This is a genomic window from Pseudomonas sp. 9_2_1 (assembly GCF_059295275.1).
The window spans coordinates 752,239-778,772 of the sequence record NZ_CM181239.1 but is presented as its reverse complement, the minus strand read 5'-3'; the positions used below and the strand labels follow the sequence as shown (position 1 = coordinate 778,772).

At 64.0% G+C, this 26,534-nt stretch carries 24 protein-coding genes and 1 tRNA gene; 9 read left to right on the top strand and 16 right to left on the bottom strand.

Annotation, left to right across the window (positions count from 1 at the left end; translation table 11 throughout):
* The 7 genes from AC5O5I_RS03500 to AC5O5I_RS03470 form a co-directional block, all read right to left on the bottom strand.
* Positions 1-1,011 carry a DUF2955 domain-containing protein gene (locus AC5O5I_RS03500; protein WP_172224535.1) on the bottom strand — a complete coding sequence of 337 codons (1,011 nt, stop codon included), beginning with the start codon at positions 1,009-1,011 and terminating at the stop codon, positions 1-3.
* On the bottom strand, positions 1,001-2,092 hold the full coding sequence (locus AC5O5I_RS03495) for an HlyD family secretion protein (RefSeq protein WP_172224538.1): 1,092 nt from the start codon (positions 2,090-2,092) through the stop codon (positions 1,001-1,003). The genes AC5O5I_RS03500 and AC5O5I_RS03495 overlap by 11 nt, the downstream gene beginning before the upstream one ends.
* Positions 2,089-3,603: an efflux transporter outer membrane subunit gene (locus AC5O5I_RS03490; RefSeq protein WP_494512083.1), complete on the bottom strand. Its 1,515-nt coding sequence runs from the start codon at positions 3,601-3,603 to the stop codon at positions 2,089-2,091. The genes AC5O5I_RS03495 and AC5O5I_RS03490 overlap by 4 nt, the downstream gene beginning before the upstream one ends.
* Before the next feature lie 7 nt (positions 3,604-3,610).
* Complete coding sequence (locus tag AC5O5I_RS03485; protein WP_172224544.1) at positions 3,611-4,708, bottom strand: AI-2E family transporter; 1,098 nt, start codon at positions 4,706-4,708, stop codon at positions 3,611-3,613.
* Between the two features lie 38 nt (positions 4,709-4,746).
* Positions 4,747-5,943 carry a monovalent cation:proton antiporter-2 (CPA2) family protein gene (locus AC5O5I_RS03480; protein WP_172285935.1) on the bottom strand — a complete coding sequence of 399 codons (1,197 nt, stop codon included), beginning with the start codon at positions 5,941-5,943 and terminating at the stop codon, positions 4,747-4,749.
* Between the two features lie 36 nt (positions 5,944-5,979).
* The gene (gene ppk2 / locus AC5O5I_RS03475) at positions 5,980-6,798 is read right to left on the bottom strand and encodes a polyphosphate kinase 2 (RefSeq protein ID WP_172224550.1); all 819 of its coding nucleotides are present in this window, start codon (positions 6,796-6,798) and stop codon (positions 5,980-5,982) included.
* 280 nt (positions 6,799-7,078) lie between these two features.
* The gene (locus AC5O5I_RS03470; RefSeq protein ID WP_172285934.1) at positions 7,079-8,080 is read right to left on the bottom strand and encodes a Fic family protein; all 1,002 of its coding nucleotides are present in this window, start codon (positions 8,078-8,080) and stop codon (positions 7,079-7,081) included.
* A 228-nt stretch (positions 8,081-8,308) separates the two neighbouring features.
* On the opposite strand from AC5O5I_RS03470, the gene AC5O5I_RS03465 reads away from it, so the two are divergent.
* From AC5O5I_RS03465 to AC5O5I_RS03455, 3 genes are all read left to right on the top strand, one after another.
* Positions 8,309-8,698 carry a YybH family protein gene (locus AC5O5I_RS03465; protein ID WP_172224556.1) on the top strand — a complete coding sequence of 130 codons (390 nt, stop codon included), beginning with the start codon at positions 8,309-8,311 and terminating at the stop codon, positions 8,696-8,698.
* 94 nt (positions 8,699-8,792) lie between these two features.
* Positions 8,793-10,292, top strand: coding sequence for a purine-cytosine permease family protein (locus AC5O5I_RS03460; RefSeq protein WP_494512082.1), 1,500 nt, complete (start codon positions 8,793-8,795; stop codon positions 10,290-10,292).
* Positions 10,293-10,305: 13 nt separating this feature from the next.
* Positions 10,306-11,736 carry an aldehyde dehydrogenase family protein gene (locus AC5O5I_RS03455; RefSeq protein ID WP_494512081.1) on the top strand — a complete coding sequence of 477 codons (1,431 nt, stop codon included), beginning with the start codon at positions 10,306-10,308 and terminating at the stop codon, positions 11,734-11,736.
* On the opposite strand, the gene AC5O5I_RS03450 is transcribed toward AC5O5I_RS03455, so the two are convergent.
* Complete coding sequence (locus AC5O5I_RS03450; RefSeq protein WP_172223581.1) at positions 11,737-12,258, bottom strand: GNAT family N-acetyltransferase; 522 nt, start codon at positions 12,256-12,258, stop codon at positions 11,737-11,739. It abuts the gene before it with no gap.
* Positions 12,216-12,506, bottom strand: coding sequence for a type II toxin-antitoxin system TacA family antitoxin (locus tag AC5O5I_RS03445; RefSeq protein WP_172223584.1), 291 nt, complete (start codon positions 12,504-12,506; stop codon positions 12,216-12,218). The genes AC5O5I_RS03450 and AC5O5I_RS03445 overlap by 43 nt, the downstream gene beginning before the upstream one ends.
* Positions 12,507-12,785: 279 nt before the next feature.
* Here AC5O5I_RS03445 and AC5O5I_RS03440 point away from each other — a divergent pair, with 279 nt between their 5' ends.
* Entirely contained in the window at positions 12,786-14,003 is a 1,218-nt protein-coding gene (locus AC5O5I_RS03440; protein ID WP_494512080.1) for a DUF3422 domain-containing protein, read from the top strand.
* Between the two features lie 28 nt (positions 14,004-14,031).
* On the opposite strand, the gene AC5O5I_RS03435 is transcribed toward AC5O5I_RS03440, so the two are convergent.
* The 3 genes from AC5O5I_RS03435 to AC5O5I_RS03425 all read right to left on the bottom strand — a co-directional run bounded on the left by AC5O5I_RS03435 (position 14,032) and on the right by AC5O5I_RS03425 (position 18,275).
* Positions 14,032-16,443, bottom strand: a complete 2,412-nt coding sequence (locus AC5O5I_RS03435) for a DUF3772 domain-containing protein (protein ID WP_494512079.1) — start codon at positions 16,441-16,443, stop codon at positions 14,032-14,034.
* Positions 16,444-16,499: 56 nt separating this feature from the next.
* Entirely contained in the window at positions 16,500-17,558 is a 1,059-nt protein-coding gene (gene ada, locus AC5O5I_RS03430; RefSeq protein WP_172223594.1) for a bifunctional DNA-binding transcriptional regulator/O6-methylguanine-DNA methyltransferase Ada, read from the bottom strand.
* A 90-nt stretch (positions 17,559-17,648) separates the two neighbouring features.
* The gene (locus tag AC5O5I_RS03425; RefSeq protein ID WP_172223597.1) at positions 17,649-18,275 is read right to left on the bottom strand and encodes a DNA-3-methyladenine glycosylase family protein; all 627 of its coding nucleotides are present in this window, start codon (positions 18,273-18,275) and stop codon (positions 17,649-17,651) included.
* 171 nt (positions 18,276-18,446) lie between these two features.
* On the opposite strand from AC5O5I_RS03425, the gene AC5O5I_RS03420 reads away from it, so the two are divergent.
* Both AC5O5I_RS03420 and AC5O5I_RS03415 read left to right on the top strand, forming a co-directional pair.
* Positions 18,447-18,962: a sigma-70 family RNA polymerase sigma factor gene (locus tag AC5O5I_RS03420; RefSeq protein ID WP_172223600.1), complete on the top strand. Its 516-nt coding sequence runs from the start codon at positions 18,447-18,449 to the stop codon at positions 18,960-18,962.
* Positions 18,949-19,905, top strand: a complete 957-nt coding sequence (locus AC5O5I_RS03415) for a FecR domain-containing protein (RefSeq protein ID WP_494512078.1) — start codon at positions 18,949-18,951, stop codon at positions 19,903-19,905. Before AC5O5I_RS03420 ends, AC5O5I_RS03415 begins: the two co-directional genes overlap by 14 nt.
* A gap of 4 nt (positions 19,906-19,909) precedes the next feature.
* On the opposite strand, the gene AC5O5I_RS03410 is transcribed toward AC5O5I_RS03415, so the two are convergent.
* Together AC5O5I_RS03410 and AC5O5I_RS03405 are read right to left on the bottom strand one after the other, a co-directional pair.
* The gene (locus tag AC5O5I_RS03410; protein WP_172223607.1) at positions 19,910-21,067 is read right to left on the bottom strand and encodes an MFS transporter; all 1,158 of its coding nucleotides are present in this window, start codon (positions 21,065-21,067) and stop codon (positions 19,910-19,912) included.
* 467 nt (positions 21,068-21,534) lie between these two features.
* Positions 21,535-22,749, bottom strand: a complete 1,215-nt coding sequence (locus tag AC5O5I_RS03405; RefSeq protein ID WP_172285926.1) for an MFS transporter — start codon at positions 22,747-22,749, stop codon at positions 21,535-21,537.
* Between the two features lie 191 nt (positions 22,750-22,940).
* Here AC5O5I_RS03405 and AC5O5I_RS03400 point away from each other — a divergent pair, with 191 nt between their 5' ends.
* Positions 22,941-23,864 carry a FecR family protein gene (locus tag AC5O5I_RS03400; RefSeq protein WP_494512739.1) on the top strand — a complete coding sequence of 308 codons (924 nt, stop codon included), beginning with the start codon at positions 22,941-22,943 and terminating at the stop codon, positions 23,862-23,864.
* Between the two features lie 95 nt (positions 23,865-23,959).
* Positions 23,960-24,036: transfer RNA gene (locus AC5O5I_RS03395), tRNA-Met, on the top strand.
* Between the two features lie 162 nt (positions 24,037-24,198).
* On the opposite strand, the gene AC5O5I_RS03390 is transcribed toward AC5O5I_RS03395, so the two are convergent.
* Positions 24,199-24,813, bottom strand: a complete 615-nt coding sequence (locus AC5O5I_RS03390; protein WP_172223613.1) for a LysE family translocator — start codon at positions 24,811-24,813, stop codon at positions 24,199-24,201.
* 227 nt (positions 24,814-25,040) lie between these two features.
* Between AC5O5I_RS03390 and AC5O5I_RS03385 the strand changes: the two genes are divergently transcribed.
* Positions 25,041-25,958, top strand: a complete 918-nt coding sequence (locus AC5O5I_RS03385) for a LysR substrate-binding domain-containing protein (RefSeq protein ID WP_172223616.1) — start codon at positions 25,041-25,043, stop codon at positions 25,956-25,958.
* Here the strand turns inward: AC5O5I_RS03385 and AC5O5I_RS03380 are convergent.
* The gene (locus AC5O5I_RS03380; protein ID WP_494512077.1) at positions 25,898-26,482 is read right to left on the bottom strand and encodes a D-Ala-D-Ala carboxypeptidase family metallohydrolase; all 585 of its coding nucleotides are present in this window, start codon (positions 26,480-26,482) and stop codon (positions 25,898-25,900) included. The two genes, AC5O5I_RS03385 and AC5O5I_RS03380, sit on opposite strands and share 61 nt — an antisense overlap.
* Positions 26,483-26,534: the final 52 nt, after the last annotated feature.

Here is a 26,534-nt window from a genome sequence, read left to right as displayed (position 1 = left end):
TTATCCTGCGCAGGTCCGGCGCCGATCGATCCAGATCAGCATGGCACTGGCATACACCGATACCGCCAAAAACAAGGCCATGCGCACCGCAAACGCTTTATACACATCCTGCCCGCCGGCGCTGTCCTGCACCGACTGCCCCAGCAGGATCAGCAGGGTGGTGATGCAGCTGACCCAGAACGCCGGACTCTGCCGGTTCGGCACCGCCTGGTACAACCGTCGCGCCTGCCAGAGAGCAAACAGCAGCACCCACAGAAAGAACATCCACACGTGCACAAACAGGCTCAGCGCCCCCCACAGCAGCATCGCCAACAACCCCGCCAGCAAGGTCGAGCCGATCAGCTCGCGGCTGGCGTGGCGTGCGCGGGTCTCGCCGGCCTGTTGCCCCACGCTCACCGCTTTCATGATCAGGGGCATGTACTGGTCTGGGGCTATCAGCGCCAGCAGAAAGGCAGGCATCACAATCAGCGTGGCACGCAGCGCCACCCAGCTCACATGCTCGCTGCCCAGTAGCGCAGGCGCCGGCTGCGGTGGCGCATTGGCAGGCTCGGGGAACAACGCATGCGCCGCTGCAGAGCCCAACACCGCCAGAAGCATGCCTTTGGCCAGCGCTTCGACCACCGACAGCGCCAAGCTGAAGTCGCTGGTGCCGGCAGCGGCAATCATGGTCAAGCCGATTACCAGCAGGTTGGCCAACAGGCCGTTGCCGCCCTTCAGCGCGTAGCGCAGGGTCAGGAACACCCCCACCCCCACCAGCAACACACCGCTCGCCGGGGCATGACGCAACAGCGGAATCAGCAGCAGCCCGCTGCCACAACTGAGCAGTACCAGCACCGCCAGGGCCGGCGCCGCCTTGAGTGGCAGCGGCTGGCTGCGCGTGGCCAGCAGCAGCACCGCGAACACCGGCGCCAGGATCGGCACCGGCAAACCCATGCCAAAGCTTGCGGCCAAGCACAACGCCACGCCCCAGGCCAGGCGCATGGCACGCAGGCCGCGCAGCTCAATAGGCATAAGATAGCCAGCTCATCAGCCACATGAACATCCGGCCCAGCAGGTTCAACGGATTGCCTTCACCGGGCAGCGCCATGACCTCGGCCTGGCCGCCGACCCGCAGCGCGGTCTTGTCCTGCAGCTGGTCGCGCTCCAGTTCGACTATCACTGGAAAGCGTTGCGCCGAACGCAACCACTCGCGGCTGTTCTGCACAGTCGGCAGCGTGCCTGGCGGAGTGCTCTGGCCCACGCTCACGCCGTAGCCAATGCTGCGTATCCGCCCTTTCAGCACGGTGCCGGGCAATGCGTCGAGCACCACCAGCACCGGGGTGCCGGGGCGAAGGCGGCCGAGGTTGTTCTCGGTCATGTCGGCGCTGATCCACACGTCATGAATCGTGATCAAGGTCATCATCGGGCTGCCCGCCCCGACATAGTGGCCAACATCGGTGCGCAGGTCGGTGATCAAACCATTGGCATCGGCGCGCACCACGGTGCGAGCCAGGTCCAGACGGGTTTTTTCCACGTTGGCCGTCGCGCTGCGCAGTTGCGCGTTGTCGGCCTCGGCGCCGCCCTGCTGTTCACGGGCGCGCTCGACTTCGGCACGCGCCGCCGCTACCTGGCTTATGGCCTGGTCGCGCGTTGCCTGGGCGCCTTCCAGCCGACGCACCGATACCGTGCCGGGGTCTTCTTCGATCAACCGCTTGAGGCGCGCGGCGTCCTGCCGCGCCTTGCGCTCGTTGGCCTGGGCCGCCACCAGCGCGGCCTGGGCCGAATCAATGCCAGCGGTACTGGCGCCGATCTGCCGGCGCACGGTATCGAGATCGGCTTCGGCGCGGGCCAGGGCAATGCTGTACTGCTCTTGATCGAGCTCGAACAGTACATCACCCCGGCGCACTTCCTGGTTGTTGCCCACCGCCACGCGTTTGATCTGCCCGGCCACTTCAGCAGCGACCGGAACAACATAGGCCTGCAGCCGGGCCTGCTGGGTGTAGGGTGTAAAACGGTCGGCCAGCAGGTACCAGACCAGACTGACGATGATCAGAACAACTATCCAGCGCATGCCGCGGTCAGGGGCTGGCGGCGTTTGTGCGGCGTCGCTCATTTTGGCTCACCTTGTTCAGGGTTGGCAGCAGCCGGCTCGCTCAGCAGGTCGCCCCAATCGCTACGGTTCTCCATCTGCTGGCGGCTGGCAGGGTCGATCGGCTTGCGCGTGTTGTCCCAGCCGCCCCCCAACGCCTTGTACAGGCTCACCAGGCTACTCACCGCATTGCCTCGACTGACCAGGTAACCATCCTGTTGCTGCAGCAGCAGTTGCTGGGCGTCGAGCACGCGCTGGAAGTCGGCGAAGCCTTCCTGATACTGCGAACTGGCCAGGTTCAACGAACGCTGGGCAGCCTGAGAGGCTTCCTGGCGAATGCTGGCGCTTTGCAGCGAACGCACCAGGCCACTGGCGGCGTCGTCCGCCTCACGGGCGGCTTCGCGCACGCTCTGATGGTACAACTCGATCAATTGTTGCAGACGGGCATCCTCCACGCGGACGGCGTTCTTGCGCCGGCCGTAATCGAAGGGGTTCCAGATCAGGCTCGGGCCTGCGGCGAGCTCGAAGGTGTCGGGCAGGTGACTGGCCGACAACAAGGTCCAGCCGATACTGCCGAGAAGGCTCAGTTGTGGATAAAGGTCCGCCTCGGCCACGCCCACCAGCGCAGACTGCGCCGCCACGGCCTGTTCAGCGGCACGAATGTCCGGCCGCCGTTGCAACAGGCTGGCAGGTACGTCGTGAAGCACGGCGCGGTCCGGCAAAGGCAAAACGCCGTGTTGCGCATCCAGCTGGGGCAGCGGTCCTGGCGGACGACCCAGCAGCGAGCACAGCACGTTGCGCAAGGCATTGAGCTGGTTTTCGAACTCCGGGATGGTGGCCTGGGTGGCCAGATACTGGGTACGCGCCTGTTGCCAGTCCAGTTCATCATTTTCACCGTGGCGGAACAGCCGTTCGGTGATCTCCAGGCTACGTGCCTGGCGCCGGGCGTTCTGTTGCGCAATATCCAGCCGCGCCTCGGCTGTACGCAGGGCGAAATAGGTGTCAGCCACCTGCGCTCGCAACAGCAGCATGGCGTCGGCGTAGTTGGCCTGGGAGGCGAAATAAACGGCATCAGCGCTTTCGATTGCCCGACTGAATCGGCCCCAGAAGTCGACTTCCCAAGCGATGTCGAAACCGACGCTGGCCTGCCAGAACACCGAGTCACGAGCGCTGGCAGTACCAGACTGGTTCTGCTTCAGGTACAAGCTCTGCGCACTCAACTGCTGCAATTGCGGATAGCGACCGGACTGCACGATGGCCAGTTGGGCGCGGGCTTCAGCGATACGCAGGCCTGCCACGCGCAGGTTGGTGTTATTGGTATCGGCCTCGGAAATCAGCGCGTCCAGCGTCGGGTCGGTGAACACCGCCCACCACTGGCGCAAATCAGGCGCCGCAGCGCTACGCACCGCCTGCTCTAGCAACGGCGTACTCCAGCCACCCAGCCACGGGGTCTGAGGCGCTGCGAAATCCGGCCCGACCCGGGTACACCCCGCCAGCACAATCAGCAGCGCAAGGCCATGCCAGCGGTTGGCCATGGCAAGCTCAGGGCGCAGGTGGCGCCGGCTGCTCCGGCACCTGCAGCGCAACCCATTGCCAGAACAGTACGTAAGTCACGCCCAGGATCACCGGACCGATGAACAGGCCGATGATGCCTTTGACCACCATGCCGCCCAGAGCCCCGATAAGCACCACTGGCATCGGCACATCAACCCCTCGCCCCAGCAACAGCGGCTTGAGCACGTTGTCGGCCAGCCCGGCGACGAAGGTGTAGATGGCGAAAATCACAGTCGCCACGGTGAAGCCTTCGGCGTTGAACACATAGATGATGACCGGCAGCGTAATCAAGGTAGCCGGTGCCTGGGCAATGCCCAGCATGAGGATGACAATGGCCAGCATCCCGGCCCCGGGGACGCCCTTCACTACAAAACCGACACCGATCAGCAGCATCTGAATAAAGGCAATGCCGATCACGCCTTGCGCCACTGCGCGTATGGTAGCCGTGCACAGTCTGGCCAGCGGCTTGCCACGCTCTTCGCCCGATACCCGCATGGCGATGCGCTGCGCTGCAACTTCGCCACGCTCACCAAAAGCCATGAGCACCCCAGAAATGATTATTGCTCCGATAAACAGCAGGAAGGCCCCGCCAGCACTGGCTGCAGCCCCCAGCAGGGTAAGCCCGGCGCCCTTGAGCTGGGGCATCCATTGGTTCAGGACGCTGGCCATGTTCTGGGAGGCGGCCAGCCAGAGCGCATGCACCTTCGGCCCGATCAGCGGCCAGGCAGCCACCGACTCAGGGGGTGAAGGCACACTCCAGGCACCGCTCCTGAGCAGGCCCACCATGCTGTCCACCGACTCACCGATGGACATCACTACCAGGTAGATCGGCACCAACAACACCAACAGCAGCAGCACCACCACCAGTGTCGCTGCATAGCCGTGCTTGAGCCCGGTGCGGTGCTGAAGGCGACGATGCAGTGGGTACAAGGTAATCGCCAGAATCATCGCCCACAGCATCAACTCCAGGAATGGCTGGAACGTCTGGAAGGCGAACACCACCAGAGCAGCCACCAGGCCAGCCTTGATGAGTACATCGAGCAACCCCCGTGACAGATTGCTGTCCAGCTTGAAACTCGGCTGCATGGATCACCTCCGAACACTCAGTGCGCCGCATGGCGCGGTCAGTGGCCCGTTTCAGGGCTTGGCTGCGCAGGGTTGTCATCACGCAACTGCCGGGCCAGGGCCATCATCACCAAGGGCACCACGGCCATCGACAAGGTGATGGCCAGTACCAGCAGATCGTGCACTTGCTGCGTCAGCACCTGATGGTCAAGCGCCAGCTTGAACACCACGAACGCAAACTCCCCGCCAGACGCCAGCACCACCGCCAGGCACAAGGCCTGGGCCCTGTTGAGCCCGCCCGCCGTGCGTGCCAGCCCAAACAGCAGGGGTAACTTGACTGCCATCAGCAACAATGTCAGACCCAACACTATCAGCGGCATGCCAAACAGCAGCCGCAGGTCGGCACTCATGCCGACACCGACGAAAAACAGCCCGAGGAGCAGGCCTTTGAGCGGCTCGATCTGGGTTTCCAGCTCATGTCGAAACGGCGAATCTGCCATCAGCACGCCAGCCAGGAAGGCGCCCAGCGCCATCGACACCCCCACATGCTCCATAAGCCAGGCCGCCCCCAGCACCACCAGCAACGCGGTAGCCGTCGACAGCTCTGGCAAACCCGAGCCGACCGTCCATTTGAAGACCGGGGTGAACAGGTAGCGGCCGAACACGATCAGCACGCCAATACCGGCCAATACCGCGAGCACCGGCCAGCCACGTTCTTCGGCGGCACTGCTATCCCCCCCCAGCATTGGCACCACGGCAATCAGTGGAATGGCAGCAATGTCCTGGAACAACAGAATTGCCACGGCCAGGCGCCCGTGTGGCTTGCCCAGGTCCTTGCGCTCGGCCAGTACCTGCAGGCCAAAGGCCGTGGATGACAAGGCCAGGCCCAGCCCCAGCACGATTGCAGCCGCCTTTGATTGGTCAAACAGGAAATAGGCGCACAGCCCCAGTAGCAGTGCCGTCAGGCCCACCTGCAATGTGCCAACGCCAAACAACGCCCGGCGCATGGTCCACAAGCGCCTGGGGGAAAGCTCAAGGCCAATGACGAACAACAGCATGACCACACCCATCTCCGACAGGCGTGCAACGTTGTCCGGGTTGTTCAGCAGGCCAAGCACCGAGGGCCCGATCAGCATACCGGCCAACAGATAGCCGGGGACTGCGCCCATTTTCAACCGCTGCGCAAGCGGCACAAGAAGCACCACAGCCAACAGGAACACCACTGTCGCCTGCAGCAAGCTGCCGTCATGTGGCATAGACTCGCACCCTCGCTATTGCCCGCAAGGGCGGGATCAGAAACGCTCTTCGACCGCTTTGAACGGGTAGGCCAAGGGCTGGTATTTGCCGATCTTGCCGCGTTTGGGCAGCTTCACGATCTGCTCGCGGGTGATGTCCTTGTAGGGAATGCGCGTCAGCATGTGGCTGATGATGTTCAGCCGGGCGCGGCGCTTGTCGTTGGAATGGGCTACGAACCACGGCGCCCATGACGAGTCGGAGGCGGCGAACATGTCGTCGCGGGCCTTGGTGTAGGCATCCCAGCGGGTATACGACTTGAGGTCCATCGGCGACAGCTTCCATAGCTTGCGGCCGTCGTTGATGCGGTCCTGCAGGCGGCGGGTCTGCTCTTCGGCGCTGACTTCAAGCCAGTATTTGACAAGAATGATGCCCGACTCGACCATCATCTTCTCGAACAGCGGCACCACACTGAGGAACTTGCTGGCCTGCTCATCGCTGCAAAAACCCATCACCCGCTCGACACCGGCGCGGTTGTACCAGCTGCGGTCGAAGATCACCACTTCGCCTGCTGCGGGCAGGTGGCCCAGGTAGCGTTGCACGTACATCTGGGTTTTTTCCCGCTCGGTCGGAGCCGGCAGCGCCACTACGCGAAACACCCGGGGGCTGACGCGCTCGGTGATGGCCTTGATGGTGCCGCCCTTGCCTGCACCGTCGCGGCCTTCGAAGACAATGCACACCTTCAAGCCCTTGGCCACCACCCACTCCTGCAGCTTGACCAGCTCGACATGCAGGGGCTTGAGCGCTTTTTCGTAAGCCTTGCCACCCAGTTTCTCGTGCTGGTCCTGGGTGGCTTTTTTCCTTGATGGCTTCGACATGTCCCTCTCCACAGGGCGAATGAAGAGTCAGTATGGTTGATCCATGGCAGTTTGCTGCTTCGCTTGCCGTGCCGGCATCAGGGGAGATGGCGGAAAGGTTGCTGAATATTGGTTGCAGCAGATGACAGGTGCTCTGCAAAAGCACCTGAAAGTCCTGATGCAATCCCTGTGGGAGCGCCGCACCGCCGCTCCCACAAGGATTGTTGTTGGGCTCAACAGCGGCTTCTGGTCGATGGCCGCCCCAGAGCAGTGGCCGTATTTGAGTTTTTCGCTAACGAGCCTACTTTGTAACGCGCCGATACCGCTGCTTGGGACTACGAGGAGAATCAGGGTCTGTCATCTCGATCAATCCAGCAGCGAGGGCCGGGTGCAAGTAACTCTTGCGGAATGTGGCCCGGTGCGAAAGACCCAGCTGTTGCATAAGCTCCCCGGCCTTCAAGGCGATACCCACAGGCATTACATTCAAGAGACTCGCTACTTGGTCGGTTACTTGGTCGGTTACTTGGTCGGTCGCTGGATTGCTTTGTTTGGCTTCGACAAGCGCCTGCAGCAAGGCTCCGAGCATGTATTCAACAAAAGGGGTTGATTCCGCGGCTTGGTCAGCCGCCGCCAGGGCAGCGTAGTAAGCGTCCTGCTGCTCTCGAATAACCGTTTCCACCGGTAGGAACGCCAGCACCGGCCGCCACCGGCTGAGCAACAGGGTCTGCCAGAGCCGCCCCATTCGCCCATTGCCATCTGCAAACGGGTGAATGAATTCAAACTCGTAATGGAAAACACAGCTGGTGATCAGCGGGTGCCAATCGTTGCTTGCCAGCCAATCAAGTAAATCCTGTACCAGTGTCGCGACTCGACTGGCAGGTGGTGCCATATGCAGCAGACGGGAGCCGCGGTAAATGCCTACGCCACCCCGACGATAGCGGCCAGCGTCATCAATCAGCCCATGCATCAGCAAACCGTGCGCAGCGAGCAGATCACTCTGGGCGTCGGCACGCCAACCTGGCATCGCGTCATACGCAGCGAATGCATTGCGCACCTCCTGGATTTCACGCGGCAAGCCCATCACGCGCTTGCCGTCGAGCAACGCTGTTACCTGCTCTACGCTCAAGGTGTTGTTTTCTATCGCCAGTGATGCCTGGATAGTGCGAATACGGTTACCACGGCGCAGCTGCGGTGTCAGCGCTGCATCGCAGTAGGTAGTCAAAAAACCCACTTGCTCACTGATTTCGGCTACCAGTGCCAGAATCCGAGGAGTCACAGTCAGCGGTGGTTGGTAGTTGCTCATTGCCTGCGGTCCATGGGAATCGAGAGCGTCGCGACACCGGTGCGTAACTGCCACAAAATGATTACCACGACCGCGCTCACCTTAATCCAGGGACATCACGGGGTAAAGGAAGCACGAACATCACTTCACAAATTCCTGAACTGATTATTTGCCGCCAGCGATTTTTCCCCTCGCCCATCGCCACCAGAATCGCTTCACCACAATCACAAAAACCGTGAGGCCACTCCCGTGGACCAGACACTCCAGGTACGGCAAGCCGCCGCTGCCCTCGTTGCCGCGTTTGCCAGCAACGACACCGCCCGCTATTTCGCCTGCTTCAGCGAAGACGCCACGTTCCTTTTCCACACCTTGCCGCAACCGCTGCTGTCGCGCCGTGCCTACGAGCAGCTCTGGGCCCAGTGGCAGGCAGAGGGCTTTGCAGTGCTGGCCTGCGAGTCGGGTAATGCCCATGTGAGCCTGCAAGGGGACGTGGCCATCTTCATGCACGATGTAGCCACGCATATCCGCATCGCCGGTGAAGACCACCAGTTGAGCGAGCGCGAGACCATCGTCTTCCGCCGCCAGGGTGAGCAGTGGCTCGCCTGCCACGAGCACCTGTCGGTCGCATCACCAGCCTGATCGTTGTTTCTAGCGGCCTTGCCGCCCTGCCATCGCACCCACAACAAGGCCCGCGCACTGCGCCGGCCCACAACAACCGCGCTGGAGCATCACCATGAGCCACTCGACCGGTATCGAGACCAATGGCGTCGAACAGATCCCCGACGATCAACGCGACGCCGCCCCGCTGGACCTGTTCCGCCTGATCTTCGGCGGCGCCAATACCTTTGCCACAGCCGTGCTGGGCAGCTTCCCGGTACTGTTCGGGCTGTCGTTCCAGGCGGGCGTGTGGGCGATCTTGCTCGGCGTCGCCGTGGGTGCGCTGATTCTCGCGCCAATGGGCCTGTTCGGGGCAATCAACGGCACCAACAACGCCGTGTCGTCTGGCGCACACTTTGGTGTGCACGGGCGTATCGTCGGCTCGTTCCTGTCGCTGCTCACTGCGGTGGCGTTCTTTTCGTTGTCGGTGTGGAGCTCGGGTGATGCCTTGGTCGGCGGTGCCAAGCGCCTGGCCGGCCTGCCGGAAACCGACCTGACCCTGGGCCTGGCCTATGGCTTGTTCGCCGTGCTGGTGCTGGTGGTGTGCATCTTCGGCTTCCGTTTCATGTTGTGGGTCAACAAGATTGCCGTGTGGGCCTCGAGCCTGCTGTTCCTGCTGGGCATTGTCGCCTTCGCCGGGCCGTTCGATGCCGGCTATGCGGGCAGCGTCAACCTTGGCCAGGCAGGCTTCTGGGCAGCCTTCGTCGGCGCGGCGATCCTGGCCATGAGTAACCCGGTTTCGTTCGGCGCTTTTCTTGGCGACTGGTCACGCTATATCCCGCGTGAAACGCCCAAGGCGCGCATCATGCTGGCAGTAGTTGCAGCGCAGGGTGCGACGCTGATCCCGTTTCTGTTCGGCCTGTGCACCGCCACCCTGGTGGCCACCCACGCACCGGACTACATCGCCGCCAACAACTATGTCGGCGGCCTGCTGGCGGTAGCACCGAGCTGGTTCTTCCTGCCGGTATGCCTGATTGCGGTGATCGGCGGCATGTCCACCGGCACCACCGCGCTGTATGGCACTGGCCTGGACATGTCGAGCGTGTTCCCGCGTTTGCTCAGCCGTGCCGGCGCCACATTGCTGATCGGCGTGCTGGCAATCGGCTTCATCTTCGTTGGCCGCTTCACCTTCAACCTGGTGCAGAGCGTGTCGACCTTCGCCGTGCTGATCATCACCTGCACCAGCCCGTGGATGGTGATCATGATTCTCGGGCTGATCACCCGCCGCAGTTTCTACCATGCCGATGACTTGCAGGTGTTTACCCGCGGCCAGCGCGGCGGCCACTACTGGTTCCTGCATGGCTGGAACTGGCGCGGCATGGGCGCATGGCTGCCCAGCGCAGCGGTCGGCCTGTGCTTCGTCAACCTGCCGGGGCAGTTCGTCGGCCCGCTGGGCGACCTGGCCGGCGGCATCGACGTGAGCCTGCCGGTAACCCTGGGGCTGGCCGGCGTGCTGTACCTGCTGCTGCTCAACCTTTTCCCTGAACCTGCTGGCGTGTATGGCCCCCGTGGGCCGCGTTGGGTGCGCTGCAAAAGCACTGCGCACACGCCGGTAACCACTGCCGAAATGGCCTGACTGGAAACCGACCATGACCACTTCCCACTACATTGCCGGCCGCTGGGTCGAAGGCCAGGGCAGCGACTGCATCAGCGTCAACGACCCTGCGCTCGGGCTGCCCTTTGCTGAATTCATGGCCGCGAGCGTGGCCCAGGTCGACCAGGCCGTGGCTGCCGCCCGTGGCGCCCTGCCCGCCTGGAAGAACACCAGCGCCAGCGAGCGCGCTGCCTGCTTGCGCGGGTTTGCCGAGCAGCTGGGGCAGCGTCGCGAAGCGTTGATTGCGTTGCAGATGCGCAACAACGGCAAGCCACGCCATGAGGCGGAAATTGACCTGGACGACGCCATCGCCACGTTCGCCTACTACGCCGAACTGGCCGAACAGCTACCGTCGAAAAACCGTGACGTGCCACTGGCTGCGGCGGGCTTCACGGCGCGCACACGCCTGGAGCCGGTAGGCGTGGTCGGGCTGATCGTGCCGTGGAACTTCCCGCTGGTGACCAGCGCCTGGAAGCTCGCTCCGGCCCTGGCCGCGGGTTGCACCGTGGTGCTCAAGCCCTCGGAAGTTACCCCACTGATCGAACTAGCCTACGGCCAGATCGCCGAGGCGATTGGCCTGCCGGCAGGCGTGCTGAACATCGTCAACGGCAAGGCCGAAACCGGCGCTGCGCTAAGCAGCCACAACGGCCTGGACAAGCTGTCGTTCACCGGCAGCAACAGTGTCGGCAGCCAGGTGATGCGCAGCGCATCGGCGCAGTGCCGGCCAGTGACACTGGAGCTGGGCGGCAAGTCGGCGATCGTGGTGTTCGATGATTGTGATGTCGACCAGGCGGTGGCGTGGATCGTCGCCGGTATCAGCTGGAACGCCGGGCAGATGTGCTCGGCCACGTCGCGGCTGCTGGTGCAGGACGGCATTGCCGATGCATTGCTGCCGCGTTTGCAGGCCGCACTGGAACATCTACGGGTGGGCAACCCGCTGACCGAGGAAGTCGACATGGGGCCGCTGACCAGCCAGGCGCAGTGGCTGAAAGTGGCCAGCTACTTTGCCACGGCGCGGGAAGAAGGCTTGCGCTGCCTGGCCGGTGGCAAGGCGCTGGACCGTGAGGGCTGGTTCGTCAGCCCGACGTTGTACACCGATGTGCCCAAGGGCAGCCGCCTGTGGAGCGAGGAAATCTTCGGCCCGGTGCTGTGCGCACGGCGCTTCGCTACCGAGGAGCAGGCGATTGCCGAAGCCAACGACAGCCGCTTCGGGCTGGTGGCTACCGTGTGCTCTGCCGACCTGGAACGCGCCGAGCGGGTGGCCGACGCGCTGGAAGTCGGCCATGTGTGGATCAACTCGGTGCAGGCGGTGTTCGTCGAGACCTCGTGGGGCGGCACCAAGGGCAGTGGAATCGGGCGGGAGCTCGGGCCTTGGGGCCTGGCGGCCTATCAGTCGGTCAAGCATGTGACGCGGTGCCTCGGCTGATTATTTCAGCGACATCATCATCGTCTTGGGTGACAGCTCGGGGCAGAGGCGGAAGCCAGCATTTTTGGCATAGAACTTCTCCAGCCGCTCGCTAAGGGGATGCACGATCATCGCGACGCAGCCCACGACCTCCGAGGCGGCCAGTGCTCGTTCGATCGCATCCTGCAGGAGGTCGGTTGCCACACCCTGCCCCGCAGCCTGGCGGGTTACACCCATGCGCCCCAATACGACCACCGGCAGGTGGTCAGGCGCATTGCGGCGCAGGCGAGCCGATACACCGTGGCCCCGTGCCACAGACCCATTCGACAACGTGTAAAAACCAGCGACGGCGTTGGTGCCTGCAAAACAGCTGACATAGACCACCGCGTGCTTGGCATGCTGGGCCTTCAGTGCCTTGTCCCACAAGTAGCTGTTGATGGAGGCTTCCCCACAATCGAACTGGCCAAGGTCATGGTCCGCGTTCAACACTTGTGGAGCACTCAGCGCCAGCGCTTCGGCCTTGCCAGCAGCTTCTTCACGCATTCGTTGCTCCTGATAGGGTTGTCTTCCAGTGCCTGGGTGAATGCGTCATAGGCTTGTTCATCAAGCAGGAACAAGCGTTGCTCCATGAGCACTTCCTCGGCCCGCTTGCAGGCAGCTTCAAGCACAAAGCTGGTGCGATCACCGCCAACAACTTCAACTGCAGCGTCGATCAGGTCGCGGCGATGCTCGGCAACCCTCATGTTCAATGGCACCGTTTTGCTGCGGTCCCGTGTATGCACTTCACCCATGGATGACTCCTCGCCCGTACCACGCGGGCCACCAGATCGACCCATTCTGTCGATTAGGCAAAGCCTACGAAAGCGTAACGCAAATGTATAGCTGTAAATCACTTTGCGTTACGAACGGTCATCCAGTTCCGGGGAGCGACGCCAGGTCTGTGCGAGCAGGTTCACCCGCGAAGAGCCAGACCAGGAAACACAAACCTCTGTCCCGCGTGACTTTCCCCTTCCCGCGCAAAGTCCCACTTCCTGGTACCCCCACAATCACAACACCAGGCCGGACCACCCATGCACCCTCATCGCACCGCCTTGCACAACGAACTGCACGCCCGCCCGTCGCTGTACTTCGACGGCCCGGCGCATGTCTTCCACCTGGCCCTGCTCGGCGGCGATGCTGCCTGTACGGCGCTGCTGCAACGTTGCTGCCCGGATGCCGTGGACACCGCAGCCGCCCAAGGCATCACCTGCCTCAATGGCCAGCCGTTCAAGTGGGAAAGGCACACCGAGTTCTTCACCCTGACGCTGGTGGTGCCCTGCACTGCCGCCGGCACTGAGTGGCAGGCCCTACCCCCGGTCCTGGTCGACGCTATCGCCCCGCAAGCTGCGCAGGTGATCAACGCCGTGCAGATACTGGTACGCGATGAACAGGACCTGGACCTGGCCCACTACGGTTTCAAGGACCCCTGCGGTTCATGCGTAGGCGGTGGTGACGCGGTGGTGTGGAGCGATTTCCGCCTGACCGAAGACGGCAGCAACCGCTTGCTGTTCATCAACCGCCGCCTCAATGCCTACCGCCAGGGCCGCATGATTCGCCGCCTGCTGGAAATCGAGACCTACCGCATGATGGCCTCGCTGACGCTGACCACGGCCAAGCAGTTGAGCCAGGAACTGGATGCCTTCGACAAAACCCTGGTCAGCCTGTCGGAGCGCAGCGCCGGCGGGGACGGCCATGACTCCAAAGGGTTGCTGGACGCCATCGCCCACCTGTCACGCCAGGTGGTCAGCCGCACAGTCAGAACCCGCCACCGCTTCGGTGCCACCCAGGCGTATGCGCAACTGGTGTTCGAGCGCCTGGGCGAACTGCGCGAAAGCCACGTGGGCGACTGCCAGCGCCTGGGGGTGTTCATCGAGCGCCGATTCAAGCCCACCGTGCGCTACTGCGCGGCCACCGAACAGCGGCTGGAGCAGTTGGCGAAGAATGTGGCCAACCTGGGCGACCTGTTGCAGGCGCGGGTGCAGGTGGAAATGGAAGAACAGAATGCCGGGATCTTGCGCAGCCTCAATACCCGGGCCGATGCCCAGGTGAAGATCCAGCGGGCAGTGGAGGGGCTGTCGATCATTGCCATCACCTACTACCTGCTGAACCTGTTCAAGTTGCTGTATGGCGGGTTGAATGTGCTGGGGCTGGGGTTGACGGCGCGTGACGGCTTGATGGCCATGGCGCCGCCGGTTTTGCTGGTGCTGCTGGTGATTCTGCTGAGGATCAGGCAGGCCAAGCAGCATTGAAGCCGGGGGCGCTTGGCGCCCCAGGCATTTACACCGGCTCGTCAGCCGGCCGCCCGCCCTCTTGCACCAGCACCATGCTCTGCGGCGAGGACAGGGCGATCCCCTCGTCACGCAACCGGCCAAGGATGGTGAACAGCAGATCGCTGCGGGTACCGGAGACCTGCCGCGGCCCCGCCACGTAGCCACTTACGCCGATCACCATGCCGCTTGCAGTCAGGTCCTTGAACGACACCGAAGTAGCCGGCGCATCCAGAATCGCCTCATGCTCGTGGTACGCCGCCAGCAGCAGTTCACGTACCCGATTGGCATCGGTCTCCAATGGCAAGGTCAGGGTAATGCCGACCACACCCAGCGCATTGCCCATGGTCACGTTGCGCACGTTCTGCGAAATGAACTGCGAGTTGGGCACGATCACCGTCGAACGGTCGGACATCTGGATCTCGGTGGCGCGCACGTTGATGCGGCGGATATCGCCCTCGACGCCGGCCAGACTGACCCAGTCGCCCACCTTCACCGGGCGCTCGGTCAGCAGGATCAAGCCGGAGATGAAGTTCTGCACGATCTGCTGCAAGCCGAAACCGATACCCACCGACAGGGCACTGACCACCCAGGTCAGGCTGGTGAGGTTGATGCGCAGGGTCGACATCACCAGCATGGCCAGGAACAGGAAGCCCAGGTAACCCACCAGGGTCACCAGCGAGGCGCGCATGCCAGCATCCATGTCGGTTTCCGGCAGCAGGCGCTCGCTCAGCCAGCGCTTGACCACACGGATGCCGAACAGGCCACCGAAGAACATCACCAGCGCCAGCAGAATGTCCTGGGGCACGATATTCAGGTTGCCGAGCACCTTGCCACCGGTGCCGTCCCAGTCACCCAGGCTGAGCAGCAATTCACCCGGGCTGGTACCCGACGGCATCAGTGCCAGCAACAAGGCCAGGAACAGCAGCACCGTACGGCCGATACCGGCAAGAATGGTGCTGGCCTGCGCCTGGTGGCGCGGCGCCAGGCCCAGGCTTGACGCCAGTGCCAGGCCACCTGGCTGCCGTGGTGACAGCAGGGTTTCGCAGAGGTCGCCCAAGAAGGTGGTCAGCAGGTAGGCACAGGTGGCTACCAGGCTTACCCACAGCAACTTGGCAGTCAGGAAGTAGGCAAGCGTGAGGTAGCCGGTGAGCAGCGCCAGCAAGATCAGCACCAGCCACACCACCATCACGAACGGGATCAGCCCCGCCAGGCCAGTGGGGCGCTCCAGGTCATGCTTGCGCAGGGTACGCCGGTAACGCAGCAAGGCGACCGCAAAAATGATCGCAACCACCAGCGCGGTCACGCCGTTGACGGCCACCGTCAGTGCCAGGCTGGCGCCGATCACGCTGTTGATGCGCTCCAGGGTCACCATCACCATCAGCGCCAGGGCCAGCAGCTTGGGGAACCAGCCCAGTGCCGTGGCCACTTCGTCGTGAATGGCGGGCAGGCGCCAGGACGGGCGTTGCAGCATCAACATGGCGCGGCCAAGCCCGGTGATGAAGGCGCTGAACACCACCAGCGTGAGCACGTGGTTGGTCAGGCTGGCAATGTCCGAGCCCAGCTCGGCGCTGCTTTCAAGGCCCCAACGCAGCAACGACACAGAGCCCGCAATGGTGCCCAGGGTTGCCAGGCTGACACCCAGCGCCAGGGCACTGCGGCGCAACCGGCCTTCGGGCAGCCAGCGCACCATGGCATGGGCCAGCGAGCGCTCGATCAAGCCTCGCACCACTGTCCACACCAGGATCGCCGCCACCAGGCTGGCGATGAACACCCAGCGGTGGTCAGCGTTGAAAGCGCTGGCCACGGCGTCGGCCGTTTCGCCACGCAGGTCACGCAGGCGGGCGACGTCATCCTGGGTGGGGCGGATAATGCTTTGCCAGAATGCCGGGCTCAGCGGCGAGGCTGCGCGACTGGTGATCTGCGAGTTGAACTGGCTGCGGCGCAGGTTGACGATTTGCGTGGACAGGTCACGGGCCGACTGGGTCAGCTTGGTGGCCTGGTCCTGTTGCGCTACCAGGGCCTTTTTCTCGGCTTGCAGCTCTTTGCGCTGCTGGGTCAGGGTGGCGGCCTCGTCCGGTTGCACCGGGCCGATGACCTTGAGCTTGTCATCGAGTTTTTCCACATCGGCAGTGCGCAGGGCACTCAATGCATCGGCCTGGCGCTGAACCTGCACTGCCGCCAGGCGCAGCTGCGCCAGCAGGTCGTCGTTGGCTTCGCTGGTGACACCTTGGCGGATCTGGTCCAGGCGGTCGCTCAGCTGCTCGACGCTGGCGTTCTCATCCAGCGCGGGCGCTTCTGCACTCGCCAGGTTCGACAACGGCGTGGCCGGTGCCGACCAGGCCGGGCTGGCAAGCGCCAGCAGCAGGACCATCAGGGCCATCAGGCCTGGGCAATAACGGGCAAGGCTGGGGCGCCTCATCGAATATTCCTCTTTACAATTCGATTTGGCGGGGGATTCTACGCGGCTTCAGGCAATCAGGAGAGTGCCGTTTCTCGCCTGAGCAGTTGCTGTTTGCGCTCCACGCCCCAGCGGTAGCCGCTGATGTCGCCGTCCCGGCGTACCACCCGGTGGCAGGGAATGGCCACGGCGATGTGATTGGCCGCGCAGGCCATGGCTACCGCACGCACCGCCTTGGGCGCGCCGATGCGCTCGGCGATGTCGGTGTAGCTGACCCGGCTGCCGGCCGGCACCTCGCGCAGGGCTTGCCACACCCGCTCCTGGAAGGCCGTGCCTTGCACATCCAGCGGCAAGGCCAGGCCCAGTGCCGGGGCTTCGACAAAGCCGACCACTTCGGCTACCAGCTGTTCATAGGCGCTGTCGCCACCGATCAGGTGGGCCTTGGGGAACTGATCCTGCAGGTCGTGCAGCAAGGTCTCGGGGTCATCACCGAGCAGGATCGCGCAAATGCCCTTTTCACTCTGGGCCACCAGAATCGCCCCCAGTGAACACTGGCCGAGCGCAAAGTGGATGGTTGCCCCGGCGCCACCTGCGCGGTACTGGCGGGGGCGCATGCCCAGGCGCTGGTCGGCGCTTTCGTAGAAGCGGCTGTTGGAGTTGTAGCCGGAATCGTAGATGGCATCGGTGACCGAGCGCTGGCCGTCTTCCAGATGAGCGCGCAGGCGCCGGGCGCGGAAGGCGGTGGCGTAGGCCTTGGGGGTAAGGCCGGTTTCGGCCTTGAACAGGCGGTGCAGGTGGAAGGCGCTGACGGCCAGTTGCGCGCTGAGCTGGTCAAGGCTGGGCGCCGGGTAGCTGGTTTCAATCAGGCGGCAGGCCCGGGTGACCAACTGGCTGTGGCGAGTGGCGCTGGCCTTTGGGGTAGCCGAGCAACGCTTGCATGCGCGGTAGCCGGCTGCTTCGGCGGCGGCGGGGGTGTCGTAGAACTCGACGTTGCTGCGCTTGGCCAGGCGTGATTTGCAGCTGGGCTGGCAGTAGATGCCGGTGGTGCGCACGGCATAGACGAATTGGCCGGCGGCGGCCGAATCACGGGATTCCACGGCTTGCCAGCGTTGGTCTGGGGTGATGTAAGGGGGCATGGTAAGTGTCCAGATAGGGGGTTGCCTGTGCCGGCCTCTTCGCGGGTGAACCCGCTCCCACAGGGGCCGCGTGTTCTCGCAAGCTGCAGCTCAGGCGCGCCAGAGGTACCAGGCCGCCACGGTACGATACGGCCGCCAGCCGCCGCCCAGCGAGCGCATCTGTGCCGGCGTCGGTGCCTTGTCCAGGCCCTTGAGCCGCCGATATCCCTCGCGCACGCCAAAATCGTCCACGGGCAGGATGTCCGAACGCTCCAGGCTGTAGATAAGCAGCATCTCCACCGTCCACCGCCCTACCCCGCGCAGCGCCACCAGGCGCTCGATCAAGGCCTCGTCGGTCATGCTCAAGGCCTGCTCCCGCGTGGGCACCAGGCCGTCCAGCCGGGCTTGGGCAATGCCCCGGACCGTCGCCAGCTTGCTCGCCGAAAAACCACAAGCGCGCATCGCCTCCGGGGTAACCGCCAACAACTGCTCCGGCTGCGGGAATGGCTGCTGCGGGAACAGCGCCAGCAACCGCCCGAGTATCGCCTCGGCGGCACGGGCATGCAGTTGCTGGTAGGCAATCGCCCGCACCAGCGCCTCGTAAGGCTCACGCCCTGGCGTCGCCTGGTGCAGGCAGGGGCCGATCGCCGCAATGTGCCGCGACCAGTCCGGGTCGATTGCAGCCAGCTGTTCACTGGCTGCGCGATAGGCTGCGGGGGTTAGGTCGGCCAGGATCATGGCATCTCCATCGGGTCGATTGCAGGTCCAGCTTAGCCCAACCGTTCATCGGGGAAACGCCGGTTCTTGCGCGGCTAATTCCTGGCATACCATTGATCGGCACGGTCGTCCCCGCATAGAATTGAGAACTATTCACAATCACATCCATCACGGGACCGGGCCTTCGCGACGATGCAGATCAACGACACGTTCAAGCCGGCCGAGGTCGCCCTGCTCTATCAGTCCCACCACGCCTGGCTGCGCAGCTGGTTGCGCAGCCGGGTCGGTTGCAATGAACACGCGGCAGACCTGGCCCAGGATACCTTCGTGCGCTTGTTGCGTGCTCGCCAGGTGTCACCGCTGAAAGAGCCGCGGGCCTACCTTGGCAGCATCGCCCGCGGCCTGATGATCGACCAGTACCGCCGCCGCGCGCTGGAGCGGGCCTACCAGGAAAGCCTGGCGCACCTGCCCGAGGCCGAAGTGCCCAGCGAAGAGCACCGCCTGATCATCCTCGATAGCCTTGAACGCCTGGACCGGGCCTTGCACCAGCTGAAGCCGCGTGCCCGCCAGGCATTTCTGCTGGCCCAACTCGATGGCTTGAGCATCGCCCAGGTTGCCCAGCAACTGGCGGTGTCCCGGGCCACTGTCGAGCGCGACCTGGCCAAAGCCCTGGGCGTCTGTTACCGGGTGCGTTATGCCGATGCCTGATGGCGCGCCCGCGCAGGCGCAGGTCGACCAGGCCATCGACTGGCTGGTCAAGCTCCGCTTCGACCGCCCCAGCCCGCGTACCGAGCAGCAGTTCCAGCAGTGGCTGGCCAGTCACCCACACAACCCCTTGGCCTGGCAACGGGTCAGCCAGCTCGGCGAGGAACTGGCGGGGCTGCCCAAGGACCTGAGCCGGCGCACCCTGGACGGCAGCCAGCGCCAACGCATCAGCCGCCGCGACCAACTCAAGCTGCTGATGCTGCTGGCCGTGGGCGGCAGCCTGGGCTGGGCCGCACGCGAGCCGTTGGGCCTGCCGGAATTGCTGGCCGACAGCAGCACTGAAACCGGTGAGCGCCGCCAGCTGCAAGGCAGCGACGGCAGCCTTATCCAGCTCAACACTGCCAGCGCCATCGACCTGCGCTACAGCGCCGAGGAACGCCAGTTGCAGCTGGTGCGCGGCGAGGTGAGCCTGGACAGCAACCGCGACGACAACCGCCCGTTCCGCATCGACACCCGCGTCGGCCCGTTGGCCACCCGCGACGGCCAGTTGTTGCTGCGCGAAAACGATCGCGGCCTGCTGCTGGCCGTGCGCCGTGGCGAGGTCACGCTGTTCCCCGCCTCGGCCGCACCCCGGCAGGTGCTGGCCGGCCAGACCTTGCAAGTGTCGGCCAATGGCAGCGTGCAGCCTGTGCAACTGCACAGCGACCCTTGGGGCTGGACCGACGGTGTACTCAGCGTGCAACAGATGCCGCTGGGCGAATTTGTCGCCGAACTTGCCCGGTATCGCCCCGGCCTGCTGCGCTGCGCGCCCGAAGTAGCTGGCCTGAAGGTATCCGGTACCTACCAGTTGGCCGACATCGGCGAGATTCTGCACTTGCTTACCCACAGCCTGCCGGTGCGGGTCGACTACCGCACGCGCTACTGGGTGAGCATCAGCGCCGTGTGAACGCTCAGTCCGCCAAGGCTCGCAAGCGCCCCGCGCGCCGGTACGACTGCCGGGCAAAGCACACGAACAGCCCGGCCATCAGTGCCAGCGCCATAGGCAAACCATGCGGCGCCACGCCCATCGCCGCGCCACTGACCAGCGGCCCGACCAGGCTACCTACGCCCCACAGCAAGCCCACGCTGGCGTTGGCGGTGACCAGGTCCTGACCCTTGAAGCGCTGCCCGATCAGCACCAGCGCCAGGGTATAGATCCCCCCCGCCACCGCGCCCAGCACCACCAGCAGCGGCCACAGCAGCCAGGTCAGCCCCAGCAGCCAGGGCAAACCGATCCCGATCGACATCGCCACCAGCCCGCACACCAGGTGCAGCCCGGTGCGCTCCACCCGGTCGGCCAGCCAGCCCAGCGGCAGCTGGAACAGCATGTCGCCGGCAAACACCACGGTCACCATCAATGCGGCCACACCTACCGCAAAGCCATGACTGGTGGCGTAGACGGGTAGCAGCGACAGCACTACGGCATCGAAGAACGAGAAGAACAGCACGGCCACGCACAAGGCCGGTGCCACCCGAAAGAACCCGGCCAGGCCGAAGCTCTTTTCGCCTTCTTCATGTTCGACATGGTCGTTGGGTACTGTAAACACGATGCACAGCAGCGCCAGACCATAGCAGGCGGTAACCACACCGGTGATCCACGGGCTGTGGGCGCCCAGCACTGCCAGCATGGCCGGGCCGAGCACCTGGAAGCCGGTAAAACTGGTGGCATACAGGGCCATGATCTTGCCGCGGTTGTGTTCCGGGCACAGCTCGTTGACCCACGACTCGCCAAGGATGATGGCGATACCCATGCCAAGCCCCAACCCCAGGCGCAGCAGCGCCAGCAGCCACAGCGAGGCGAACGCCGACTCCAGCAGGGCGATGCTCACCGTGCACAGGCTGAAACACAGCAGATAGATGGTACGCCGGGTGAGATGACGGCAGCAGGCGTCGACCAGGAACGCCGACAGCATCATGCCCGCAGCAGGGATGGCCGAGATGATGCCGATTTCCAGGGTACTCGCCCCTGCCTCATGCAGGCGCAGCGACACCAGCGGCAGGCTGGCCCCGAGGCTGAAGCCCACGACCGAAACGGCGAACAACAGGCCCGCCAGCAAACGCATGTTCATGTACCACTCCTTGCAAACCGAAAAGACGTGCAGACACAGGCGCGCACGCCCAGGTGGCGCGCGACGCAACAGCGCAGATCAGTTCAGGCGAGGTGTGGCGAGAAGGTGAAGGCAAACAGCACGCTGCGGCGGCGCTTGAGCACCGTGTCGCTCGGCCACGCACGACGCAGGGCCTGGAGGGCAGGCTGGTGGGCGTATGGGAGGGACCGGGGACGGCGCATTGCTTGGGCTACTACGCAGGTGGTTGGGAAAACAGACGCGGCACTCTAGGCGAAGGTGGTCAGGTCGTCAATCGTCGGCACCTGGGTGCCTGACCTGCTGTCGCGGACACTGTAGGAGCGGCCTTGTGTCGCGATGGGCTGCGCAGCAGCCCCGGGATTTCAGCTTCGCTGCATAGATCGCCGGGGCCGCTGCGCAGCCCATCGCGACACAAGGCCGCTCCTACAAAGAGCAGATGAGCCGGCGCTTCAGCGCTTGCCGGTATTGGGCAGGAACACCGCCAGCAAGCCGAACAATGGCAGGAACGAGCACAGCCCATACACGTATTCGATGCCACGCAGGTCGGCGACATAGCCCAGCAGCGCAGCGCCAATGCCGCCAAAGCCGAACATCAGCCCGAAGAAGATCCCGGCAATCATGCCCACGCTGCCCGGCACCAGCTCTTGTGCATACACCACGATCGCGGAAAACGCCGAAGCCAGGATGAAGCCGATCACCACGCTCAGCACGGTGGTCCAGAACAGGTCGGCATACGGCAGCGCCAGGGTGAACGGCGTCACGCCCAGGATCGAGAACCAGATCACCGCCTTGCGCCCGATGCGATCACCAATCGGCCCGCCGAAGAAGGTACCCGCCGCCACCGCGCCCAGGAACAGGAACAGGTGCAGCTGCGAGCTGGCCACCGACACATCGAACTTCTCGATCAGGTAGAAGGTGAAGTAGCTGGTGAAGCTGGCCATGTAGAAATACTTGGAGAACACCAGCAGGCCCAGCACGATCAACGCCGCTATTACCCGCCCGCGGGAAATGCCATGGGTTGCCTGTACCGCCTTGCGCGCCTTGGCCTGGTTGAGGTGTTCCTTGTACCAGCCACGCAGCATCAGGGTGACACCGAGGAAGAACAGCGCCGCCAGGCCGAACCAGGCGACATGGGTCTGGCCGAACGGAATCACGATGGCCGCCGCCAGCAGCGGGCCCAGGGCCGAACCGGTGTTGCCGCCGACCTGGAAGGTAGACTGCGCCAGGCCAAAACGCCCACCCGATGCCAGGCGCGCAATACGCGAGGTTTCCGGGTGGAAGGTTGACGAGCCAATCCCCACCAGCGCCGACGCCAGCAAGATCATCGGGAAGCTGCCGACGAAGGCCAGCATCACGATGCCCACCAGCGTGCACAGGGTGCCCAGCGGCAGCAGGTTGGGCGACGGCCTGCGGTCGGTGAAAAAGCCCACCCAGGGCTGCAGCAACGATGCGGTGATCTGGAACGTCAGGGTGATCAGGCCGATCTGGGCGAAGCTCAGGTCGTAGTTGGCCTTGAGCATCGGGTAGATCGCCGGCAGCACCGCCTGGATCAGGTCGTTGATCAGATGCGCCAGGGCGCAGAAGCCGATGATGCGCATCACCAGCGGCGTGGCCGGGCTCGCTGCTGCGCTGGTGGACGCCGTGGTGGCGCTACTGGTGGCCATGTGCCTGAATCTCCGTCCGCAGTTTGGGATCCGATTATCGGGAAACAAATAGATACATAGCTACCTTTTTTATCCCTCCGTCGTGTCTTACTTGAAAATGGTTCTCAATATAATTAGCATCCTTGACTCATACCCCTGTCATCGTTGGGCAAAACGGCCCTTACCGCGAGCAGACCGATCCCATGAGCCCGATGCCCGCCAAACAGTTCCAGCCCGACCCTCAGCAGGAAGCGCTGGAATGGTTTTCGCTGTTGCGCCAGCCCGGTTGCGATGAAGCCCAGCGCCAGGCCTTCGCCGCCTGGTGCCAGGTGCCCCATAACGCCCAAGCCTACGCCGAGCTGGAAACTTTCTGGCAACAGCTGCAACCAGCGCCTGCCCGCCCTCGCCCACAGCAGATAAGCGTGCGCCGCAGCCAGGTGGGCAAGTGGTTGGCACTGGCTTTCCTGCTGGGGGTGGGCGCCGCTGCCTATCTGTACTGGCCGCTGATGCAACGCTTGGCCAGCGAGCTGCACACCGCGGTGGGCGAGCGCCGCAGTACGCGCCTGGCCGACGGCACGACACTGAACCTGGACAGTGCCAGCGCAATGAACGTCGACCTGCGCGGCCGCACCCGCCAGCTGCACCTGGTGCAGGGTCAGGTGTACATTGAAGTGATGCTCGATGGGCGGGCCATGGAAGTGGACGTAGGCAACGCGCGCATCCAGGTGTTCGGCACCCGCCTGCAGGTCGCCCGGCATGCAGGGCATGACGAGCTGGTGGTCCTCAGTGGCAAGGCCATGGTCATCCAGGGTGGTGAGCAGCGCATGGTTTCGACCGGCGAGCGGATAACCTTCGATGACACCCGCATCGCCCCGGTGCAAAAAGCCGACCTGCAAACCGCCGACAGCTGGCGCACTGGGCGCCTGGAAGCCACCGACATGCCACTGGGGCAGGTGCTTGAGCGCCTTGCCGGCTACCAGGGGCAAAGGTTATGGATGATGGATGCACAAGTGGCCCATCGGCGCGTGAGCGGCGATTTCGACCTCGACCGGCCTGCCGCAAGCCTGGAATCGCTGGCTGCGGCCCAGCATCTGCAACTGCAGGGCGTGCTCGGGCACTGGCTGGTAGTGCACTGAAACCGAACCCGGCCGCTAAGTTTTTGAAAGCGTGCAAATTTTTTTTGAAATGAGTGTTGACAGGGGGGCCGTTCAAGAGAATAATGCGCGCCATCGGCTACATAGCTCAGTTGGTTAGAGCATAGCATTCATAATGCTGGGGTCCGGGGTTCAAGTCCCTGTGTAGCCACCAAACAAGACGAAGGGCTTACCGCAAGGTAAGCCCTTTTTCTTTGCCTGCGATAAAGTATTCAGAACAACGTCCCCTGCTGGCCCAACAAGCATTTCGATCAACGCCCGCTCACGGACCACCCACGGCTGCCGCGCCCAGGCCTGCTCGAATGCAATCGCCCGCTCAACGAATGCCCGTCACCGCCACTGCCAGCCCAAGCCCGATCAACGCCATACCGATAACTCGGTCCACCAATACCTGCCGGTCGATCATGGCCGTGCGCAATGCCGTGCTGGAGAAAAACACTGCCACCAGGCTGAACCACAGCCAATGGGCAACGGACATGAATGCGCCATAGGCAAAAGCCAGTGTCAGCGAGCTGCCGGGTTGTACCACCTGAGTGAAGGCACTGATGACGAACAGCATCGTCTTGGGGTTGAGGGCGTTGGTCAGAAAGCCCGTGCGCAAGGCTTGCAGCACGCTGGCCGTGGATGGTCCGCCAGCCTCCAGGCTGATGCGCCGGGTGTTGGTCAGAGATTTGTAGCCGAGATAGACGAGGTAACCCGCCCCCAGCACCCTCATGGTGAGGAACAGCACCGGGTTGTGGCTGATGATCACGGCAATGCCCAGCACTGTGTACAGCACGTGCACCTGCACCCCCAGGGCAATGCCCACGGCTGCGGCCAGCCCGGCCTTGCGGCCCTGTGCATAACTGCTGCGGGTGACCATGGCAAAGTCGGCGCCGGGGCTGATGACGGCGAGGATGGTAAACAGGGCTACGGCGATGAGTTCGGTCATGTTGAAGCTCTCGATAGGCGATGAAAATGCACAGACGAAGTTATTATCGAGAGCTTAAGGTCCGGTAAAAATCGATTTATAGTGGGGCATATCTGATAGTTTTTCTCACAAAGGTGTAGTGCCTGCTCCCGCCTCTTCGCAGCACAAGGCTCCTCCCACATGGCGATACGATAACCTGTAGGAGCAGCCTCGTGCTGCGAAGAGGCCGGGCCTGCCAAAACAAGCTCATGAAACTGCCGCCCCTCAACACACTCCGCTATTTCGACATCGCCGCCCGGACCGAGAACTTCGTGCGCGCCGCCGAGCAGCTGCATGTCACCCACGGCGCTGTCAGCCGCCAGGTGCGCCTGCTGGAAGAGAGCCTTGGCGTGGAGCTGTTCGAACGGCGCAACCGCGCCCTGTTCCTGACCCCGGCCGGCCGCGCCCTGCAAGGCACCACCCAGGCCATCTTCGAACAGCTCGAAGGGGCCGTGCAGCACCTGCAGCAGCAGGCCCGGGACAACGTGCTGGTACTGTCCTGCGAACCCACCATTGCCATGCGCTGGCTGATCCCGCGACTGCCCCGCTTCCATGCCGCCCACCCCGACCTGCAGTTGCACCTGGTAGCGGCAGGTGGGCCTCTGGACTTCGCCCGCAGCGGTATCGACCTGGCCATACGCCGCGACGACTTCCACTGGGGCAACCAGCTTTACAGCCTGAAAATCTGCGACGAATGGATCGGCCCCGTGGGCCGCCCTCCTGCCCCCCGCCAACTCGAAGGCCAGCGCCTGCTGCACAGCAGCACCCGCCCCGGCGCCTGGGCCAGCTGGCTACGCCTGAGCGGCCAGCAGGCCATGCACACCCAACGCAGTGACTACGAGCACTTCTACCTGTCGATCCAGGCAGCCAGCGCTGGCCTGGGCCTGGCCATGGCCTCAGCGCTGATGGTGCGCGACGAACTCGACAGCGGGCAGTTGCAGGCACCCTTCGGCTTTGTCCGCGACGGCTCGGCCTACCACCTGCTCAGCCCGCATTCCTTGGACGACAACGGTAAACGCCAGCGCTTCGCCGCCTGGGTGCTGGAGGAATGCGCCAGCTGCCTGGCTCATCTGGGCCTGGCGCAGAACGACGAGTCCGCACTGCCATTGCCACCCCAGGTGCGATAGCCGGCGGTATCGAGGTGGATGCGCCCGGAGGGGTAGCGGCCCAGCCCCATGTTCCAGGCCTGGCCATGCTGCTGCCAGAAACGGCACAGCGGGTTGGGGTCGGCCCAGGCCGGCAGCAGGATATCGACGGCGAAGGCGCGGGTGTGGGCGCTGTTGGCCGCCCCGCCGGCGCACACGTTCAGGCGCGGGTCGCGGTAGGCCGATACCACCTCGAACTGACGCAGCAGGCCCTGGGCAGACAAGGTCTGGATCAGCGACAGTGTCGAGCGCACGGCCGGCCAGTTGCTGGCGGGCGGCACGGCGAAGGGGGACGCATGACACAGCTTCCAGTCCGAGGCCGAGCGCAACAACTGGTGGATAGGTACAACGCCGTAAAGGCGAGCGTCCACCAGCATTTCCCGGAACGGGCGTGTCTGGTGGTCGCCGGCCCACTGGGCAAACATCCACAGGTCGCGTTCGTCGGCGTGGGCGGTTGCGCTCAATGCCAGACTCAATGCCAGCAGCCTCCACTTGGTACGGCTCATATAGGCTCTCCTGGCCAACTTGATCGACGCTGCCATTCAGTTAAGCGGTTTG